20 protein-coding genes and 2 pseudogenes are annotated in these 20,403 nt (G+C 42.0%); 9 read left to right on the forward strand and 13 right to left on the reverse strand.

Annotated features, from left to right (window positions below):
* Positions 1–251: 251 nt before the first annotated feature.
* From BJP34_RS07820 to BJP34_RS07835, 3 genes are all read left to right on the forward strand, one after another.
* Positions 252–827, forward strand: coding sequence for an FHA domain-containing protein (locus BJP34_RS07820; RefSeq protein ID WP_070396542.1), 576 nt, complete (start codon positions 252–254; stop codon positions 825–827).
* Between the two features lie 75 nt (positions 828–902).
* Complete coding sequence (locus BJP34_RS07825) at positions 903–2,927, forward strand: mechanosensitive ion channel domain-containing protein (protein WP_229424285.1); 2,025 nt, start codon at positions 903–905, stop codon at positions 2,925–2,927.
* 758 nt (positions 2,928–3,685) lie between these two features.
* On the forward strand, positions 3,686–4,174 hold the full coding sequence (locus BJP34_RS07835) for a hypothetical protein (protein ID WP_202972072.1): 489 nt from the start codon (positions 3,686–3,688) through the stop codon (positions 4,172–4,174).
* Between the two features lie 140 nt (positions 4,175–4,314).
* On the opposite strand, the gene BJP34_RS46325 is transcribed toward BJP34_RS07835, so the two are convergent.
* The 5 genes and pseudogenes from BJP34_RS46325 to BJP34_RS47160 all read right to left on the reverse strand — a co-directional run.
* A complete protein-coding gene (locus tag BJP34_RS46325; RefSeq protein ID WP_202972073.1) occupies positions 4,315–4,500 on the reverse strand; it encodes a hypothetical protein in 186 nt (61 codons plus the stop codon).
* A 179-nt stretch (positions 4,501–4,679) separates the two neighbouring features.
* On the reverse strand, positions 4,680–5,126 hold the full coding sequence (locus tag BJP34_RS07840) for an FAD-dependent monooxygenase (RefSeq protein WP_202972074.1): 447 nt from the start codon (positions 5,124–5,126) through the stop codon (positions 4,680–4,682).
* A gap of 19 nt (positions 5,127–5,145) precedes the next feature.
* Positions 5,146–5,418 (reverse strand): glutathione S-transferase family protein, encoded by a 273-nt coding sequence (locus BJP34_RS47150; protein ID WP_324611075.1) that lies wholly within the window; start codon positions 5,416–5,418, stop codon positions 5,146–5,148.
* Positions 5,369–5,578 carry a hypothetical protein gene (locus BJP34_RS47155; protein ID WP_229424516.1) on the reverse strand — a complete coding sequence of 70 codons (210 nt, stop codon included), beginning with the start codon at positions 5,576–5,578 and terminating at the stop codon, positions 5,369–5,371. Before BJP34_RS47155 ends, BJP34_RS47150 begins: the two co-directional genes overlap by 50 nt.
* Positions 5,579–5,583: 5 nt before the next feature.
* Positions 5,584–5,763: pseudogene (locus BJP34_RS47160) on the reverse strand (glutathione S-transferase N-terminal domain-containing protein); the annotation flags it as partial.
* Positions 5,764–5,857: 94 nt separating this feature from the next.
* Here BJP34_RS47160 and BJP34_RS07850 point away from each other — a divergent pair.
* Entirely contained in the window at positions 5,858–6,037 is a 180-nt protein-coding gene (locus BJP34_RS07850; RefSeq protein WP_070391864.1) for an XdhC family protein, read from the forward strand.
* Between the two features lie 650 nt (positions 6,038–6,687).
* Here the strand turns inward: BJP34_RS07850 and BJP34_RS07855 are convergent.
* The gene (locus BJP34_RS07855; protein WP_083305048.1) at positions 6,688–7,686 is read right to left on the reverse strand and encodes a phytanoyl-CoA dioxygenase family protein; all 999 of its coding nucleotides are present in this window, start codon (positions 7,684–7,686) and stop codon (positions 6,688–6,690) included.
* Positions 7,687–7,987: 301 nt separating this feature from the next.
* Here BJP34_RS07855 and BJP34_RS07860 point away from each other — a divergent pair, with 301 nt between their 5' ends.
* On the forward strand, positions 7,988–8,494 hold the full coding sequence (locus BJP34_RS07860) for a hypothetical protein (protein WP_070391865.1): 507 nt from the start codon (positions 7,988–7,990) through the stop codon (positions 8,492–8,494).
* A 97-nt stretch (positions 8,495–8,591) separates the two neighbouring features.
* Here BJP34_RS07860 and BJP34_RS07865 read toward each other — a convergent pair whose 3' ends face one another.
* The 3 genes from BJP34_RS07865 to BJP34_RS39045 form a co-directional block, all read right to left on the reverse strand.
* On the reverse strand, positions 8,592–8,960 hold the full coding sequence (locus BJP34_RS07865) for a translation initiation factor (protein WP_070391866.1): 369 nt from the start codon (positions 8,958–8,960) through the stop codon (positions 8,592–8,594).
* A gap of 166 nt (positions 8,961–9,126) precedes the next feature.
* Positions 9,127–10,872: an esterase/lipase family protein gene (locus tag BJP34_RS07870; protein WP_070391867.1), complete on the reverse strand. Its 1,746-nt coding sequence runs from the start codon at positions 10,870–10,872 to the stop codon at positions 9,127–9,129.
* Positions 10,873–11,436: 564 nt separating this feature from the next.
* A complete protein-coding gene (locus BJP34_RS39045) occupies positions 11,437–11,613 on the reverse strand; it encodes a hypothetical protein (protein ID WP_158517082.1) in 177 nt (58 codons plus the stop codon).
* A 119-nt stretch (positions 11,614–11,732) separates the two neighbouring features.
* Between BJP34_RS39045 and BJP34_RS07875 the strand changes: the two genes are divergently transcribed.
* The 3 genes from BJP34_RS07875 to BJP34_RS07885 all read left to right on the forward strand — a co-directional run bounded on the left by BJP34_RS07875 (position 11,733) and on the right by BJP34_RS07885 (position 14,350).
* Complete coding sequence (locus BJP34_RS07875) at positions 11,733–12,149, forward strand: XisH family protein (protein WP_070396546.1); 417 nt, start codon at positions 11,733–11,735, stop codon at positions 12,147–12,149.
* Complete coding sequence (locus tag BJP34_RS07880) at positions 12,137–12,478, forward strand: XisI protein (protein WP_070391868.1); 342 nt, start codon at positions 12,137–12,139, stop codon at positions 12,476–12,478. Before BJP34_RS07875 ends, BJP34_RS07880 begins: the two co-directional genes overlap by 13 nt.
* Positions 12,479–12,937: 459 nt before the next feature.
* Positions 12,938–14,350, forward strand: a complete 1,413-nt coding sequence (locus tag BJP34_RS07885) for a reverse transcriptase family protein (RefSeq protein ID WP_070391869.1) — start codon at positions 12,938–12,940, stop codon at positions 14,348–14,350.
* Here the strand turns inward: BJP34_RS07885 and BJP34_RS07890 are convergent.
* From BJP34_RS07890 to BJP34_RS07905, 4 genes and pseudogenes are all read right to left on the reverse strand, one after another.
* Positions 14,337–15,068 (reverse strand): hypothetical protein, encoded by a 732-nt coding sequence (locus BJP34_RS07890; RefSeq protein WP_070391870.1) that lies wholly within the window; start codon positions 15,066–15,068, stop codon positions 14,337–14,339. The genes BJP34_RS07885 and BJP34_RS07890 overlap by 14 nt on opposite strands.
* A gap of 405 nt (positions 15,069–15,473) precedes the next feature.
* Positions 15,474–16,133, reverse strand: coding sequence for an actin-binding WH2 domain-containing protein (locus tag BJP34_RS07895; protein ID WP_070391871.1), 660 nt, complete (start codon positions 16,131–16,133; stop codon positions 15,474–15,476).
* Positions 16,134–16,155: 22 nt separating this feature from the next.
* A pseudogene (locus BJP34_RS39050) lies at positions 16,156–17,366 on the reverse strand (RNA-guided endonuclease InsQ/TnpB family protein).
* Positions 17,367–17,914: 548 nt separating this feature from the next.
* On the reverse strand, positions 17,915–18,778 hold the full coding sequence (locus BJP34_RS07905; RefSeq protein ID WP_070391872.1) for a methyltransferase domain-containing protein: 864 nt from the start codon (positions 18,776–18,778) through the stop codon (positions 17,915–17,917).
* Between the two features lie 180 nt (positions 18,779–18,958).
* Between BJP34_RS07905 and BJP34_RS07910 the strand changes: the two genes are divergently transcribed.
* Positions 18,959–20,293, forward strand: a complete 1,335-nt coding sequence (locus tag BJP34_RS07910) for a TrkH family potassium uptake protein (RefSeq protein WP_070391873.1) — start codon at positions 18,959–18,961, stop codon at positions 20,291–20,293.
* Positions 20,294–20,403: the final 110 nt, after the last annotated feature.

The following is a 20,403-nucleotide window of genomic DNA, read 5'->3' on the forward strand; positions in this document are numbered from 1 at the left end:
GAGAGGCTCACAGCATGGTCTCAATGGGGTTTAGCCTTGTTGTCACCCTCTCAGGGGGAACTGGCTCCTACCCAGGACCTATCCAAAACCCCACACCCGACACCCTATCTAAGTTTCACCCTTGTTGTCATCCCCTTAGCATCGGTGGATATGGTTGACAAAAAATTATTCATGTGCTAAGCAAAATTCAGCACTCACCACTGACCTACTCAGCACTGATCCACGATGTTCTAGTTAGCAGGAGTGAAATCTTGGCTGAACCGATTTATATTCAATTGACCTGGGAAGACCCAGAAACCGGCGAGTTAAAGAAACCTGTTCTGAGACCGCCAATTGCTGTTGGTCGAGAAAATGACCATTTGCCAGAACAGTTAGCAGGTCAATCTGTGTCTCATCTGGTACTTCTTGACAAGGAAATTTCCCGGTATCACGCCCTGATCACAGTGGCTAATACCCAACTCTATATTACTGACCGCAGCGCCAATGGCACGTTTATTAACGGGCGGAAGATTCGCTCTGGTATTCATCCTTTTTCAAGCAAGGACACCCTACGAATTGGTCCTTACAAGATTACAGCGACATTGAAACGGGAAAATGACCTGAACGCCACTGTACAAAACTTTGACCAGACGAATCTATTAGGTGAGAAAAATGTTTCCAACTCTCTGCCCAAGAATAAACCTGTGGTTTGGTTGATTGGCTTAGTGATACTGTTAATAATGGGAGTTGGCACCTGGGCCGTGGTCAGCGGTCTGCTGGAGGGGTTAAAACCAATACCAAACGAGGAAAACGATTCCTCTAGACATCATCTAGAACGGGTAGTCTAGAATACCTAATGCCCTCAACCAAAGGCGATGAGATTCTAATGTTATGGAAAATGAGAGCTAAATGGAACGTAACCTATGGAATCTCTTATCAATGTTCGATTTTCCATTAACCCTTTCCCAAGGGCTAGGCTTCGGCGTTCCTTGGTATTGGTGTTGCTAGGTGTACTTACCCTACTGCTCACCCTATTACCAGCCTCTACCTTAGCACAGGAATTCTTGGCAAATGGTAAGGAGAAAGCTCCTGTGGTGGTGGATGGTATTGAGTTGTTTCAAGTGGGCAACGCTGGCAACTTTAGCGCTACTGAGCGAGCCGAGCTGATCAATCAGCGCTTAGCAAGGGAGGTGAAATCCCTACAAAAACCTGAATATGTGGACATTGAATATGTCGGGCAAAACGAGGGGATTCTTCGTACCAAGTTTACCGAGCGGATTCTGGTCACGATTACCAAGGCCGATCAAATTCCTGATACTGATCCTCTTGAGCAAGCCGAAAAATGGGAGAAGCTGATTGAAAGGGCAATCCGGCAGGGCAAACGACAGCGGATGACAGATTATAGTCGTCAGGCAGTAAGGTTTACAAGCATAGTGCTGGTGTTGTTAATCCTGTTGTACTTGCTGTTACGGGTCTTCAGGCAATTTGCCTTGGGGAAACTGACCTCCTGGCTAGGGAATCCGGCTTCGCCTTTTTTCCCTTGGCACGACCCAGCTAAATTATTTCTCGGGGCAGCCCTGTTAGGCTTACAGCTTATCCTGTGGACTACAGTTATCTTAACCATTAGTGACCTATTTCCCCAAGTTCGCAGTTGGCGTTATGAACTGTTAAACTTCCTCAAGTCTCCTGTAATTGGTTCCGGAGAAAGCAAGTATTCTGCGATCCAAGTGCTGCTGTTGGTGGTATTAACCGTTGTGCTATGGTTTGGGGTTAGTGCCCTCACCAGGCTATTGAGGCGTTACATCTTGGGGAAAACTGGCGCTGATTCAGGGGTGCAAGAGGTGATTGCTACCCTGATCCAGTATGTCCTGACGTTTTTGGGCATGATTATCATACTCCAAAGTTCTGGGTTGGATTTAAGTTCCCTAACTATTTTTGCTAGTGTCTTAGGGGTGGGAATTGGCTTCGGTGTGCAAAATATTGCTAACAACTTTATCAGTGGCTTAATTATCACCCTAGAGCGACCGATTCAACTGGGGGATTTTATTAAGGTCAACGATTTGGTGGGAACTGTGCAGCGAATGGGTTCCCGCAGTACAGAGATTTGCACCTTGGATAAAGTGACAATAATTGTGCCCAATGCCCGCTTTTTAGAAACTGAGGTGATTAACTGGAGTCACGGTAACCCGATTTCCCGGCTCAAGATTCCTGTAGGAGTGGCTTACGGATCTGATGTGGAGCAGGTCAAGAAGGCACTGTTGGCAGCTGCGAAGAGTCACCCGGAAGTATTACTGAGGCCCTATCCCCAAGTTTGGTTTCAGGAATTTGGTGAGAGTGCCCTCAAGTTTGAGCTGTTGGTCTGGACTGGAGACCCCAAGCGGCAGCCTAAAATCAAGAGTGACCTCAACTACCGGATTGAGAAAAGTCTGCGTCGCTATGATATCCATATACCATTTCCTCAACGGGACCTCCATGTGCGATCGCCTCAGTTAGAGAAATTGCTGACCGCTTGGCTAGGGGAACGTCAGCCAAAACCGCCCGAAAACCAACTCTATATTCCCAATGGGTATCAGTCTGAGCCGCCCACCCAGGATGCTTTAGTTTCAGGTTTCCTAGAGCCGATCGATGACCTAGATCAAGACTCTTACCCTACGGCCCCTTTCCAAGAGGATATGGTAACACTAGACATTGAAACCTTGGTCGAGGAAATGCGTCAACCAGGAGGATTGGATATTCAAGACCGTCGCTATCGTCTCAATAGCTATGGATGCTGTTTTGTTGGGTCAGAAGCCGTAGATTGGTTGGTGAAACGGTGTAATTCTACTCGGGAAGATGCAGTGGCTATTGGACAGATACTGATTAATCGAGGTATTATTCATCATGTCGCAGATGATCATCCTTTCCGAGATGATTATTTGTTTTACCGTTTTTATTTAGATGAGAAATGAACTACCCCGCCCTGTAGAGGCAGGGCTGTTTCATTTTCATGAATAAATTGTCAAGTCAATCTGCTGAAAGGGCGTTGGGGTGCTGGGGATAAGGTTTTTTTAAGGTTAAAAATACCTTTTTATTAATAAAAATTATCCGACGGTGCGCTTTCCTTGTCTTTCAGAAAAAATTATTCTAATTCATAAGTTTCAACAGTAAAGTCAATATTGCCAATCCTCCCAATATCGATAACACTTGAGTAGTCCTGTTACTTTTAGCAAGAATCTCCGAGTAATATAATTCATGATTTTGAATCATTATGAAGGAATGGGTATTAAATAAAAAAGGAAATAAACGATTCAATAATAAGCGCATAAAAAAGTTAATACTCCATATTTTTTTCCGTAAAGGGTCTTGATTATATTGCCAAGGATAACTAATTTGTCCTAAACGAATTAAGGCTTTAATATCGGGTTGGCGTAGGTTTTGATAGCGAGGAAGTGCTTCAGAAAGATTATCTTTAGTTTCGGATAATATTTCCTGGAAAATATAGATATCTTCTAAAGCAGAATTAACGCCTTGTCCAATGTCAGGAGGAAAACAATCAGGGTAAACGCATATATAAAAGAGAGAACAATGGTGTACAATCAAGGGTTTTGTCGTAACTGCTCACCCCGTGAGCGGGCAAATACACGAGCAAAGGTATCATGAGAAGGTATCGAGTTGGGTAAATCTAGAAATGTTTTCAGCTTATCCGCAGATGAATCCAAATCATTTGTTGACTATTTTTTTATTTATTGTTGGCACTACCTTATTAAGCCTAGAAGTGGGTTGGTTAGTTAAGAAAGCAGCATTACCACTCAAACCAGTGATGGCTTATAGTGAAATCCAATTACAGTTCATAAAAATTTGGGTAAATGTTGCTCTGTTAATTGGGGTAATCCTTCCTAGTGTCATGTTAATCGTTTTTTGGAGGCAACCAATTCGGAGTCAATTTTTTATCTGCTATTTAATAGTTGTTTTTGTTCAACTAGCTAGTGAAATAGTTTTTAGCAGTTGGTTGTGTAAAAGTGTTGTTGTAATTATTGGAACGCTTTATACAGGGTTTCGGATTTGGCAATTGTGGTCAGGTCTTCATGCTACAACTTACTCTCAACCTTGGTTAAGTTTATTATGGTTAGTTTTGATATTTTGGGTAATGAACATTATTATGTTGTTAACAATGGCTTTTCCTAGCATCTTTCCAGAATCGTCAAAAAAACTTTAAAGCAATTCCAAGTGTAGAATGCGTCTATTTGATTTAATGCTGATCAAAGCTATGAAAATATTACTTGTTGACTGTGATGGAAGCATTGTAAGACCTCAGTTAAGAGCAAAATTTATTAACAAACCCACTGACTCGCCAACCTAACAGGGCAAACGCATCTGCCACACCCGGGATCCAACATTATTTTTTTCAGGAGGTTCTTGATCAAATCCTTTAGGATTACCTAAAATAGCTGTATATTGGCTCTGTAGATCTGGATGGAGATCGGGGTCTAAAGAAAAAGAATTACCTCCAAACATCAAATTTCCAAAAGTTTTTATGGCCAATTATTCTAACTCCGATGCAGTAAGCTGTTGATTTTTGACAACAATAACACCATCTTACCATAGAGATTGTTTTAATTGATGTCTTTGTGAATCTGTCAGATTAAGCAAGTTACATCCTGGAAGGACTTCCAATCCTAGTCTGGAGTTATATTGTGTTTGTTTTAATGGATTTTTGATAATCATAAAAGTTCCTGTTTATAGAGACTATAATAATTATAATCGAATTTAACCTCAGGTTTGTAGTTAAAAACCCAATCTTCAAATTCTTCACGACTCATCTGTGACTGCTCCTGCATTTGCTGATTAGCAGCCTCTCTGTCCGTTGCGTTGTCACCCATTTTAGCCAAAGCGCTACGGGTTGGCATCAGTTGGGTACGGGTTATGCGACGCTGTTCGTAGCGAGCCAGAGCTTCTTCAAGGCTGGATGCTTGGCAACAGCACAAGGCTAGTTCATATGCGTCTTCAAAGGTGCTATTTGCTCCCTGTGCCAAAGCAGGAGCCATGGGATGAGCTGCATCACCCAACAAAGTAACTCTGCCTTGACTCCAAGATTTTAGGGGTAAGCGATCGCAAATTGGTGATTCAAAAATTCGCTCTGCTGGTGTTGCTTCCACAAGCGATCGCAATGATTCTCCCCAGTCTGCCTTAATTCAAAGGCATAGTAACAGTTGACTTGAACGACTCACGCTCGTGTAATTTATCGAACCAATTTCCTATGTTAGGATATTGCAAAACCCAATCTTCATTTAAGCGAAAGCTATAGTAACCCATGGAACATAATGCTGCTACATCCACTACTGTCCATGTGTCATCACCTAATAAGTATTGAGATTGGGCTAATTGTTGCTCAAAAATTGGTAAAAAACAATTAATTGACGTTTCTAGTTTTGTTTCGGTAGGGAGTCGGTTCGAGATTATTGGTCAAATTGAGTAGCCATAAGTTGATAATATTATCACCTAAATTATCTGCTAATTCTTCCCATTTACGACACTCAAGCCGTTCTCGAGGATTACTTGGGTAAAACGAGGTTGTGGATAGGTTTCGTCTAAATACTCTGCAATTAATGTAGAATCCCAAATAACTGTACCATCTTGTTCTACAAACACAGGTACTTTACCAATGGGATAAATTTTAATAAATTAAGACGGTTTATTCTTAAGATTAACGTCTTTGAGTTCGCAATCTATTTTTTTTTCAGCTAACAAGATGCGAATTTTCCTAGAAAAGTTGGATTGCTGGTGATAATACAATATTCTCGTCATCAAAGATCTCCACAAAAGCCACAAAAATTTTTACTTTACATCATTGAGCCCAAATTGTTAAGCTTGGCTATAACGGGAGTGTCCAGCAGCCAAGATGAAAGAGCTAAATTCTATTCTAGCAGCATTCGTACACAGTCAAAACAACGATCAACAAGTATTTATTGCTACTGTTGTCAATGTTCAAGGCTCTAGCTATGGCCAACCTGGTGCGCCCATGCTGATCACATCAACTGGTAAAATGGTCGGAACCTTAAGGGGTGACGAAATAGCCTGAACAGCTTTAAATGTAAAGCTTTCACCATTTTGTGGTCAAAAAAAGAGTCGTATCTTTTTTTCAACAATAAACCACTTAAAAAGTCAACTTAATAGAGCCGAATACCTGTTCCTTCTAATTCTCCTTAGTCTCCTACAGACAATTAAAAACGTAAATTTATAAAAATTGGCGTTGCTGAATTTAGGAATGAATAGGAGTAGAGTGGGCATCCTGCCCGCAAGGAAATAAGCATGAAACTGGCAAGATGCCAGTGTCTTGATGCAGTCGCTCATGGGGGAAACCACGCCAGTTGCTCATGGTTTGTTCGCGTTCGCCTTTGGCGTGGCCTACGGCCAAGCGTGGCCTACGGCCAAGTTACCGTAAGATAGGGTCGCCTTCTTAACAAATATTTAACCCTTTTCTGCATAACCTGCTAACTATAAAGGCTCCACAATAAACAGGTTTCGTCTCCGGGGGAAACCCCCAAGACCGCGCTGCCTCCCCAAGACCGCACTGGCTCCCCAAGACCGCGCTGCATCGCTTTTATCCCAAACGATACTGATCATGATAAAATTTATATGACTCCAGTTTGTCCGATCTATCACTAGATAAATAAAGTCTTCAGCTGACGGGGCGACCAGCGCCCCGTCAGGTCTTAAACTGAACTCAATTCAAGTATCGTAAACAATCGGATTATAGGGACTAGAAATAGGTTCCGAAGGCTGGACACCAGGCATGAACTTCTGCCAATCCCCAGAAATAAGCGTTGGAAAGTTAATAACACTAGCTCCATTTTCAAAATAACTGATCCCAAAGGCTATCCGCTGTTCGGTAGTACGGTTAGCGCCCCCTCCATGGACATTTAAACTATGCTGAAAAGTGATTTCTCCAAGTTCGAACGGTTCGGAATCAATGATAATACCGCGAGCTTGAAGCATTTCTGCGATAGCGCGATCATGACCTTGAGAAAATTTATCGAAGGGTATTTCCTTAACTAGCTTATAGGTATCCATTCCTTTGGCTAATTCTAGTGGTCCCATTTCCTTTGGAGTTGGCTGTAAAGGAATCCACATAGTGCCAACATTATTGCTAGCAATTGGGTAATGATGACCATCATAATGCCAAGGGGTGCGACCGCCTCCCGGCTCTTTGCACAAAAAGTCATCGTGATAGATCCGAACGCTCGATACTTGTAATAGCTGTGCTGCCAACTGACCCAACCGTTGACTCAGTACAAACTCCTTAGCAATATCACTTTCGAGCCACATCATTTCCCTGCTGCTGAATTGTCGGTTTGGATCACATTTGTCATGCTGAACGAATACCTGTTTCAATTCCTGTCTTAACAGATATAGCGCTCCGGGGCTGAGGATATTTTTGATTCTGAGATAACTTTCCGTTTGAAATTTTTTAATTTGATCCTCTGAAATAGGATAAGGTTCGGCCAGCTCTTTTTGCAGTTCCTCAATGGAGGGAACTTTCTGAGCAACTTGTTCTGGTCGGGGAATTAATCTTTCTCGGTTGATAGGCTCTTGGCTATTGTCAGCCAATGAAATATACCAATTCCACCATTGCTCGTTGCTTCCAGTCCAAGGTTCATCTATACTATCAGTTTTAGCATTTGCTGCAGGAAGGTGAGAGTTGTCTGGAAAGTCACTATAAGATTTCATGAAAATTTTGAGTATTTGTTATAGTCCTCTAATAAGAGATAGCACTATAACCGGGTCTTCAGTACTTTTTATACTAAAGTTTAAGTTAAAAAACTCAAAAAGCTTGTTGCATCGCTTCTGTAATTAGAAATAAATTCGTGGTAATTTTACCACACTTCCCACACTTCCTAACCTCCCCGCGCCCGGATCCCACACTTGCCTTCTTCTTTACAAATATGATATACAAGCCCCATCCCCTTGTGGATGGGGCTGTTGACTGTTGAATATAAAAAGAGTATAAAACTCATAGCTAAAGGCAAAAATGGAGCAAATACACTCAGAAATTGACGCAATTCGCCAGAGCATTGCCGCACTGCGTGCTGAACGTGATACCCTAACCCGCCAGGAAATTATCTTAGAAGACCAGTCTCCAGAAGCGATCGCTCAAGCCTACCGTCGTCAAGCTAGTGAAAACGCCCAGCGATCGGTAGAGATACTAGGAATCGATAATGCGATCGCAGCCTTAGAAGCCCAGTTGCAACAAAAACAGCAGCAGTTACAGCCAGCACTTACTATCAGTCAACCCCTAACCGTAGAAGACCAAATAGAACAAGCCACACAACAAGCTTATGACCACGCTGAACGGATTAATGAACTGGCAGCGGAACTAGCAGAAGAACTCAAAGCCCTAAAAGCGATCGCTCATGACCTGAGTCCCATTTATTGGAAGTTGTATCATCGACCCTTTGTTACTGGATTCAGAAGTACCTCAGTTCCCTATCTTCGTTCCGATCACGATGTTTTAAGGATTACCAAACTAGTCATTTAAATCTAGTCATTAAAATTAGTAATTCAAACGGATAACCTAAGATTAGTTTATCCGTTTATCCCTGTTTAAACATCCAGGTTTATTTTATCTTTTACCATTAACCACCACTAACTTTCGCTTTGTAGCCCAGTTTAATCATAATTTGCACTAGTTTATCAGTATGATTACCTTGAATTTCAATAGTATTATCTTTAACTGTGCCACCACTACCACATTGGCCTTTGAGCTGTTTAAGTAACTTGGTTAAGGTTTCTGGTGATGATTGAAATCCACTAATTACTGTAACGGTTTTTCCCTTACGTCCTTTCCGTGATGCCTGTACCCGCAAATCTTGCTGATTTGGGGGAAGTTCCTGAATCCCTCGTTCAACTGCAGCGTCATTGCTAGTGCCAAATTCCTGGTAGGCAATTCGATTGCCAGAGGTTTTGGAGTCAGAAGCATTGCGTTTGGATTTTGATGAAGCCATTGGTTTAATCTAGTATTAATCTATGTAAAAGTCCGGTTAATCACTTACCAAATATACCAAATAGTGGCTCGATTTTTGGGTCAGGGTAATCGGTAATCATAAACTAGCAATTACCAACTACCCATTACCCATTACTAATTACCCATTACCCATTACCCATTACCCATTATCTTATCCCGGAAAGGAACGGTTCTGGATGTCCATCTTCAGGAATAGAATCGATTTCGATCTGGAAAGTCCCTTCAAATCCAGTGTCTTGCACTTGAAATTCCCAGGCACCATCCACTTCTTTCATCTTATCAGCGGGATTGACGGTAAAATCTGGCTGAGCAAATTTTTCATCGGTATGGAGGTAGAGTTCTATGGGTGTCTTGGCAATCAGAACCTGAATATAGTATTGTTTGCGGAATATGACATTGTCAGAGAAACCAAGACCTAACAAATCCCGTTCACCGACGTAAAAGTCCAGCCGTAAGACCATGTCTTTCTCTTGTGCTGGGATGCTCTCATCCTCTAGGATTGATATGGTATTTAGGTAGCCTTCCCAGATCAGATTTTTGCCATCAGCCCAAGTAAATGCTGGGTTTTCGTCGGTCAAATCCTCTTTAATAAACGGACCATAGCAGTTTTCCGCAGCCTCACTCTGGTGGAACAGTTCAAAATCCACCAGACGGGGTTTAATGGATACTCCCAGAAAGAACTCACTTTTGCCAAACCAATCCTTACCCCGAGTGATTTGGCCCTTGACAAAACGTAAACGCGATCGCACATTCCCAAACAAAAAGCGCGTTGCTACTTCAAATGCTTCCCGGGAAGTAATCACGGAGTCGAAACCACCGTGGGATTTGTGGATAAAGGTACGGGGTGCCCCAGGAATTTGGGCAGAGAATTGCTTAACTAAGCCATCACTACGGTTATAGTTAGAACCAAACTCATATCTCGGGGAGAAAACGCGGTTGAGAAAGGAGGCTTGCCGGAAATTGTAAGATTTATAGTTGGTGCCAACAATAGTTAAAAGTCGTTCTAAGGGAAAGTGTTTCTCAAAATTTTGGAACGAATAGGGATTGTTGAGCTTACTTTGATTTTTGAGATTAAAGCGCTCTAATTCTTCTTGAGCACCTAGTTCTCCCCCAAACCCCAGCCAATCTTCTAAAATTTGGAAGGTAATGCCTTGGTGAGGAGTGCCCAAAGTGATAATTTTATTGATGTAGTCTTCGGCCTTAAGACCAAGGCTGGGATAGGTGACTTGAACTGCTTCACGAGCGATTAATCCACCCATAGAATGGGCGATGATGTTAACCTTAGGTTTAACACCTGCTTGATTTGCGGTTAGTTCACGAATTAAGTAGATCAGACGCACCAATGCATTACCATAGGTGTCAAATTTACGCTCTTTTAGGTCATAGTAGCGAAATACCCAAATGGAGCGCCAAGGCTCTTTGATAGACTCCAAAAAGTATTCTGACATCTCTGGGTTTATGACTACTTTATCCCCTGAAAAATATCTTTTTTGTTCAGTTTTGTCTGGATAGTTTAGAGTATAGGTTTCTTCTTTGAGGCGCTTAAATTTATCGAAAATACCATTATCCTTTAACCACTGAAGTGATGATGGCAGGGGTTTGCCATCCTGGAGCATTTTCTGCAAAGAGTTTAGTTTCCGAGGCAGGGCTGGTTCATCTTCAATCTCCTGACTACTAAAGGTCACGACGTTAGTGGCATCCTGGTATTGCCAGTCTGACTTGAGAAAACTTAGGATTAATCCTTCATAAATCTCATTTGTTCCCTTTTTGTGTTCATAGACGGTGCCTTGGTTAAAGCCCTGATAGGTTAAGCGCTGTTCCTCTTGAATATTGAGACCGCCAAACCCACGAATTAGGATAATTGGTAAAGGAGTACGGGTAGGTACAGACATTGTCATCTCCTATGGCATCTGACATGTTAATTCATCGATCTTAGCTGCTGATTTATCTATAGACCATCAGTGTTTTTCGTCAATTAAAAATTAAGAATTTAAAATCACCTCAGTTCGACATAACCAACTATCCTCCGATTCAGGAGCTTCCAGTCAGCAGCTTCGAGTCAGACTAATGAATTTTTAAGTAAGTTTGAGGATAAATTGGTTTATGTATCCACTGCTTAGCATTTCAATCAACAGGTAGGACAAAGTCAATCATTTCCTGATGGACATTAAAATAGAGTAATTTCTTTTATCATAAACTACTTGTGATAATATTTGTGATTACATTAGCATTGGTCAAGAATAAAGTTTTACACTAGCAAATCGAGGTATGAAACAACTGAAAAAAATCTTGATTGTGCTCTGTATACTTTGCTTGTCTGTGTTCTATGATGATTATGCCTATGCCCACGCTCGCCATCCCAGGTTGTCAAGACGCATATAGCGCTACCGGGAAGGCAAGAGGAATCCCCCCTAACCACCCTTAGTAAGCAGGGCGGGCATGCATGCTAAGGTTGACTACAAAAACTTAGGTCCGCTTTCCGCATTAAGAATTAAATTCGCCACGGGTCGCACCTGATGTTGTTTGCGGCAGGTCATGGCTGGGTCAGGGTCGTAATTAGAGGTTAAACGAACTCGATGCATAAGTTTACTGCCATTGGCTTTGGCAGATTTTCGGTCAATCAACCAGCCCAAAACCACTCGCGCTTTACATCAAGATACTGAATAATATCCAATTTAAATGAGGAACAGCTAATGACAATGCCGTAGATGATAGAATTAAATAAATGAAAATGAGGATCAAAACATCCAAAATGGCAAAAGACGTTTTCCATCAACAGGTTAAAAATGCTTTGATCAAAGACGGATGGAATATCACTCATGATCCTCTCACGATTCGGATTGGCGAGGCAGTCAAATTACAAATTGATTTAGCGGCAGAAATCGCAATCGCAGCTGAACGAGATTCCGAAAAAATTGCTGTAGAAATTAAAAGCTTTATTGGCGACTCAGATATCAGCACATTTCATACGGCGTTAGGGGAATATCTTAACTATTGTCAGGCTCTTGAAGAACTTGAACCAGAGCGAATTGTTTATTTAGCTATTCCTTATGAAACTTATCAAGATTTTTTTAAGCTTTCTTTCATCCAACGCGCTCTGAGACGTTACCAAATCAAGTTGATGATTTACGATCCGAAATTGGAGGAGATTAAGCAATGGATAAAGTAGAGCAATATCGGCAATTTGTAAAGCTTATTTTAACTGAACACTCCCAAATAGCAACCCCTACTGATAGGGATACGGTCAAAGCCGAGCTAATATTTGATAGGGAACACGACCATTATCAATTGGCTTATGTGGGTTGGCAAGGAGATAAGCGGGTATTTGGTCCTGTGATGCACTTTGATATTATTGATGGCAAAATCTGGATTCAATATAACGGGACTGAAGACTCGGTTGCTGAGAGGTTAGTGGAAATGGGTGTGCCCACTTCTGATATCGTTTTAGGTTTTCATTCCGCTTTTAAGCGCCAATTTACCCGTTATGCAGTTGGTTAAAACTATGATATCTTGTTTAGCGGTTTGCGACTTTATTATGTGAAAGAGCTGCTCGTGGTTGACTGACAAAAGTTTACAGAGAGCGACTGAAAATCTGGCAACATTAGTCAAAACTGACTGTCCTGTGATGTATACAAAGGGCTGACCCTTACCGCTCTGTGTATCGCCTTGGAATAGTATTGTGCAAGCAGCTAAAATTGAAAATACGAAGCTTAGACTCACCCATAACTGCCTGTACCGGTGCCACCAAAGGGAGTTTCCCTCATCAGCGACTTTATCAAGATGATGCTAAAAAATGTATAGCGCTTTCTAGCCTAATAAGGTACACAGGATTTTTTATCTGTTGCCTGTTGCCTCTTCTTTGTTACCTGTTCCGGTGATACGCTGTTCCCTATTCCCTGGGCATAGCGCTATAACAAACAACCTTTAACCAACCTTAAAAACTACAAAATAGTTCCCATGTCAGACCAACCCCGTACCCGTCAGGAACTCTACGATCGCATCCGCCAAATTGGAAAAGAAGAATTCGTCCTCGAAGAAATGATTCGCTACGGATTTTGGCCAGCAGAAGGTGAGATGCCAGAAGATCCAGCGGATGAAATTCGACGGCGGGGAGAACTCCAGCGAGAACTAGCCCAACTGCGCCAAGAAAGTCAGAAACTACAAAATGAACAAGCAGTCCGTAAGCGGTTGTTAAAAGAACGGTTAGCCCAGTCTAGGCTTAAGCGTCAGGAAACGAAACAAAGACGGGAACAACAACGGCTCGAACGTGCCCAAGCGTGGACTATACGCCAGCAACAGGAAATACTATATCTCGGTGAGCAAGTATCCCCAGGTCTAAACCATACCGAAAGCGATCGCATTCGATTACAAACCTATAAATTACCGCTGCTTAGCACAGCCCAAGACATTGCTCAAGCCATGGGGATTACCCTAGGACAGCTAAGGTTTCTCGCATTTAATCGCAAAACCGCCACCATATCTCACTACATTCGTTTCAAGATTCCCAAAAAAACCGGTGGAGAGCGATTAATTTCCGCACCCAAACCAAAACTAAAACAAGCACAACACTGGATTCTCAGCAACATACTAGAAAAATTAGAACTAGACAATGCAGCTCACGGCTTTCGACGCGATCGCTCCATAGTAACCAACGCCCAGCCTCATGTTGGTGCTGATGTGATTATCAACATTGACCTAAAAAATTTCTTCCCATCCATTTCCTACCCACGAGTCAAAGGACTTTTCCGGTCATTCGGTTATTCAGAAGCAGCAGCAACAGTATTTGGATTACTATGTACAGAAGCGGACATTGAAGAAGTCGAACTAGATAGCAAAACCTACTACGTAGCCACAAGCGATCGCCACCTGCCCCAAGGCTCCCCCGCTTCACCAGCCATTACCAACATATTGTGCCGTCGTTTAGACCACCGACTAACCACCCTAGCCACAGACTTAGGCTTTACTTACACCCGCTATGCCGATGATCTCACCTTCTCCGGCTCCGGTGATAGCCTCCGCTTTATCGGTAAACTCCTAAAACGCACCAGCTCCGTAGTAGCTCACGAAGGGTTTACTATCAATCAACAAAAGACCCGAATCCTAAGGAAATCCCAGCAACAAGAAGTAACAGGAATTGTAGTCAACGACCATCTCAATATTTCCAGAAAACAATTAAAACGCTTCCGTGCTACTCTCTATCAAATCGAAAAAGACGGTCCAGACAGCAAACACTGGGGAAACTCCAGTAATGTAATGGCAGCTATTCAAGGCTATGCCAACTTCATCGCCATGGTCAATCCCGAAAAAGCAGCCCCGTTTCAAGCACAAATCCAACGCATCAAAGAGAAATGGTTATCTAATCACCATTAGGTCTAAGCTTACCTTGTAAATTTATTACCTCCTTCTGTACACTCATACCAATCTGAAGAGACTGATTAAGTAAGCGACCATACTCACCAGTATCCTCACTCATATCAAAAGCCATCAAAGTAGCTAAATTATCATCAAGATTGCTCAAAAATACCTGGCGACTGTCAATTAAATTATTATGACTTCTGATTAAATTTTCCACTTGTAAAGCATTCACTAAACTTTGTTTAGTAATAGCTAGAGATTCAATAACTTTTCTACGGCTTTCAGAGTGTTTAAACTCAGTACCTGAACCCTCAATCGCCTCTATTCGTTCAGCTAACTCAATCGCTTTAATCACACCATTATAGTTATCAACCTGATCCATTAACCTAACCAAAGACTTAATTCGCTTCCCTTGTTTATAAAGATATACATTACCAATCACTATCCCTGACACAAACAATCCCACCAGTATAGTAAATAGCCCAGTTATCCCAGCCTGGTCTTCAGGCAAATTGCCTGAATTTTTCATAAAAATCAGGATTGGAGGCAAAAAGAAAATTAAACTCAGACCCAATATAAATATCTCAGTTAACAGAACCGATAACATATGCTTTGGCTTCTTAAAGATAAACCCCCGACAAAAATCAATAGCCACAAGCTTAGCAAAATTAAGATCTACCAGGTTTCTGATATCCTCTGACGTAATCTGTAAATTGCCTAAATTTGATGACATATCATCTCGCTCCTGTTAACCATTTTATGATATCTTGTACCAATCCCAATCATCCACCAATAGTTAAAACCACACTGCGAATAAATCAAGTATTATTAACAGCATCTCACCCAAACAATCCCATCCGTTATCGATATACAGCGTTTTTCATAACTATGAGGTGCGCTTTCCGCATCTAATTATTAAATTCGCCACGAGTCGCACCTGAGATACACAGAATTTTTCCCTGTTCCCTATTCCCTATTCCCTATTCCCTATTCCCTGCTCCCTATTCCCTGCTCCCTGCTCCCTAAAAGCCATAAATTTGTACCTGACCGACTTGAAAACTGCTGTAATAAATAGCGCTGCGGGCAGCGCTATAGCTGCCACAAGTGTGGCGTCAAAACAGCAAATCAATAGCAAGCCTTAAACCCAGCCGATCATTTTACCAATTAACTGCAACACATGCATATAAAAATTACTCTCTAGCTCGCGAAATAGGGCAAAAGGTTCTCCAGGAGATCCGAAGAATGGTCTGAGAGTCCATCCCAATTGACTCCCAACAAATCCATAGAGCACTAACCAAGCTTTAAGAATCTTAGTGCGATATGTGTTTTCTTCAGCTTTTTGCTCAGTGATAAATTGCATACATTGGTAAAACACATTGACACCAATTAACCCAGTGATGCAAAATATTACTATATTTAAGAGCTGAAAAAATGTATAATCATCAATCGATAGACGGAAAAAGAGAGTGATAGGAGCAAAGCCAAATAGCATCACACTAATCACAGATGTCGCCGCCAAAAGCAAAGCTAGGTACTGCCCAAAATTACGTTTAGAGCCTGAGCTAATCTCATAAAAATATAAAGTCGGCAAACAAATTAACAACGTTAAGAGGTATAGCGCCGGAAGTTTGATAGCTGAAGAGATAATCTGGAGGGGGTTACTAAACGAGCCGATAATTCCACCATAAATCCCAAAAAAGGCCGAGCTGGCAATTAATAAAGAAATAATCTTGATATCAATCCTAATCCCTTGGTCAACCTCCTTCAGGAATCTTTGGCGATCGCCCAAAAACTCCATCACTATCTTGACACTCCCCGGTCTAAAGACGCGGGGATTCTTGGTTCATAGAGCCAACTTGCTCAACCAAACCGGAGTCAGGAAGAGTAGAGGTCGATTCTCCACAAGAGTTCGGATCTATGATCCAGGTTCCGGTGTGCCCCACCGTACCCAAGGCTCTTTTTAGTATGTTTATTGCGGCGTTGTGGTCTCTGTCCAATTCACACCCACATTTACAGACGTGAGTCCTAGTAGATAGTGACTTTTTAACTACCTTGCCGCACTCGGAGCAATTCTGGCTTGTATAGGCAGGATTTACCGCAACGGTGACTCTACCAAACTTCTCACCAAAATGCTCTAACCATTTTCTAAATTGATACCAACCTGCATCGTTAATAGATTTAGCTAGACAGTGGTTTTTAACCAAGTTTTAATCCTTAAATCTTCGTAAGCGACCAGGTCGTTAGACCGGACTACGCAACGTGCCAGTCTCTTGGCATGTTCTTCACCTGCTCTACTTATTTTAAGTGTGCTTCTACCTAATCTGTTAACGGCTTTCCTACGGTTATATGAGCCTTTCTTTTTCCGGGAAACCCGGCGTTGATAAAACTTTAATCGTTTTTCCCCAGACCTATAAAAACGAGGATTTGGTTCTGTACTTCCTCTAGAATCGGTGTAGAAATCTTTTAGTCCTACATCTAATCCTATAGTGGCATCGGCGGGGTCTAATTGTTCTTTTACATCGACAGAGACGCAAAATTGAACGTAGTAACCATCCGCCCTCTTGACAATACGGACTCGCTTAATTTGCTTCTTGTCGAAGCGCCACAAGTCCCAAGTACCTTTGAGCTTCAGCTTTCCGATTCCCTTCTTATCACTGAAGGTGATTGACTTTTTATCAGGAGAAAGCTTCCATCCTGATTGTTTATACTCAACCGATCTACAGTGCTTCTGGAAACGGGGATAGCCTTTCTTCCCAGGTACTTTTTTTTTGCAGTTCTCAAAGAAACGAGAAATTGATGACCATGCCCTTTCAGCCGCAGCTTGTCGAGCAGTAGAGTTTAGTTCATTAGCAAAAGGGAATTCTTTAGCCAGTATTTTTGAGTACTTGCTAAGGTCGTATTTGCCTGTTCCTTTATTATCCATCCATAAACGAATACAGCTATTACGGATAAACTTAACCGTCCGAATCGCTTCGTCTATTGCTTGATATTGAAGGGGTTTACCGTATGCCTTAAACTCTATTATGATCACCAGAACTCGACCTCTTCTGTTATATCATTACTCTAACATAATCAGCATAATCTTTTAAATCAAAATCAAATCTTTTTCACGGCGGCTAAAGACCGCTGCGACCCTTCATCCCCGCTCGCTCAGAGACGGGGCTTTCGGGTATCGGGGATTTTTGGTAAAGTGCTTCATGACCTACTCCTAATTAAAATTTAAAGCTACAAAATGCACTTAGCTATAGGAGCATGTCACTTATGCAGAGAATTTGGACTAAAACTAAAGCCCCCTCATGTCTTTGAGCTTGCGGTCATAGTATCTATAGCAATCCTACTAAATTATTTTTTCCATCAGTAAAATCTGAAATTATTGCTGGGTAAGGGTTATAGCGATTCGGGGCAGCCGAGGCTATCCCGATCGCGAACGCTTCGGCCACTATATTTCACCAATCAGATTGGCCTAAAGGCCACGCTACGCGATGAAGCGTTCGCGTAGCGTGGCCAAAGGCCTCAGCTTCCGCTAAAAGCGATCGGATTGCTATAGTTCATATGGTCTACAACTTTGGCCTGCTCCCTTCACTTAGTCCCAGACAACAACCCATAACGAATCAAGCCCCGGCGATACCCTCGACTCATCAACCCCATCGACAGTGCCGCTTCCACAATTTTCAAATTACTTTTAAGCAACCCTAAAATCGCTTTTGGCTCAAAAGCAGAATCAATCACAATATCCCAAAACGGTTCAACCGCATCTGACCAATCCGCCGTCCGAATAGTTTGGAAATTCAAATTGCCAGCAATTTCCTCATACTCCTGCAAAGAAATTACATAAGGCAAACAATAAACCCGATAAATCTCAGCCAAATGCTGCTGTTCATCTGTTGTCAATTGTCCCGTTGCCAAAGTTATCGGACGATGACACCAAGTTGCCATTAAAAACCTTCCCCCAGGTTTAAGCACCCGATAACATTCCTGAAGAAACTGTTGCTTGTCCGGCATATGTTCTCCACTCTCCATCGACCAGACAAAATCAAAGGTTTCATCAGCAAAAGGCATATCCAAAGCATTAGCAACCTGAAACTGAACCCGTGTCGCCAACCCAGCCTCTTGTGCTCGTTGAGTTCCTCGTGATGCTTGAACTGGACTTAAGGTAATGCCAGTAACATTTGCTTCAAACTGTTGCGCTAGATAAAGTGAACTCCCACCAATCCCACAACCGACATCCAGGATAGTACTAGCTTGCTCCACTTCAGCCCAACAGAGCAATTCGTCAATCAAGTCAATTTGTGCCTGATGTCGGTTTTTCTTCTCAGTACCCGCCCAGCCATAATAGCCATGGTGCATATGTTCACCCCAAACTGCTTCCCACAAGCCAGAAGAGGCATCATAAAATTCCTGAATCTGTTTTTCAAGACTCAATTTTTCAAGACTTAATGTCATATCATGTCCAGTAGCATCGTTCCGTATCACCAACTATAGCGGTTCTCACTTCCATAGACCATACCCAATTGAACGGGGGCACACCGTGATCCGCTACTAAGGAAAAAGGGTCTTGACAGATGGTAAATCACAAATGAACAATGACAAAGACAAAGGACAAAGACAAATAACAAATGAGACATGACTATTCCCCGAACCATTTGCCTTGGATTCCTTTCCGTAATTGCCATCGGAACTCTTTTGCTAATGATGCCATTTGCTGCTAGTGATGGCACATGGACTAACCCCATGGTGGCACTATTCACCTCAACCTCTGCTGTTTGTGTTACTGGTCTAGTGGTTGTCGATACTGGCTCCTATTTTTCCTTTTGGGGACAGTTGATTGTGCTTGGCCTCTTTCAAATTGGCGGTTTGGGCTATATGACCACCACCACATTTCTCATTTTACTACTGGGGCGCAAGTTCAAATTGAAGCAGAAAATCGCCATTCAACAAGCTTTAGATCGACAAGGTTTACAAGACAGTGCAGCATTAATTCGTTCCATCATTGCCACAGCAATAATTTTTGAAATCACAGGCATTTTTCTACTTTTACTAGTGTTTGTTCCCGATTATGGATTATACCAGGGACTCTGGTTAGCCATTTTTCATAGCATCAGTGCTTGGAATAATGCTGGATTTAGTCTGTTTCCAGACAGTTTAACAAGTTATCAGTCATCTCTTCTCCTCAATCTAGTGATCACAACTCTAATTATCTGCGGTGGCATTGGTCAACAGGTAATTTTTGAGTTTTATCTTTGGTTGCGCGATCGCATTCTCCGACGACGTCAGTCTCTGGAATTTTCCCTGAATTTTAAAGTAGTCACTAGCACCACTATCTTTTTGTTAATAGTGGGATCAATCGCATTTTTAGTGATCGAATTTAATAATTATAACACTTTAGGATCTTCAACATTATCAGACAAATTTCTCCAAGCCTGGTTTCAGTCAGTTACCACCAGAACCGCAGGATTTAATAGCATTGATATTGGTAAAATGACCACAGCCGGGTTATTTCTTACCATTGCAATGATGTTTTTTGGAGCCAGTCCCGGGGGAACAGGTGGTGGCATCAAGACTACAACAGTAAGAATTTTAGTTAGTTCTACCAAAGCAATTTTACAAGGCAAAGAAGAGGTTTATCTATATAAGCGCCAGGTGCCAATTGAGATAATTCTAAAAGCCATTGGAGTCTTAGTCGGATCAGTCACTACAGTAATTCTCTCAACACTTTTAATTTCCCTAGCTGAGCCAAATATGGATTTTATTGAGATTTTATTTGAAGTTGTCTCAGCCTTTGCTACTGTCGGTCTGTCCACAGGGATTACCCCAGACGTTTCTACCTGGGCAAAGCTAGTTTTAATTGGAACAATGTACATTGGCCGGGTTGGAGTTTTGTTGCTCATGGCATCCCTACTAGGAGAACCCCGTCCCAGTTCAGTTCACTATCCAGAAGAAAACTTACTTGTGGGATAATCCAATGGAAAAGGTATGCTGGCTTGGTAATGGCAAATTACCAATGGCAATTAACACTTAAAAATTAACAGGTAACAAGGAAAAAAATACTATAGCAGTTATCAAAGGAG

This window comes from Moorena producens PAL-8-15-08-1 (assembly GCF_001767235.1).
Classification (GTDB): domain Bacteria; phylum Cyanobacteriota; class Cyanobacteriia; order Cyanobacteriales; family Coleofasciculaceae; genus Moorena; species Moorena producens_A.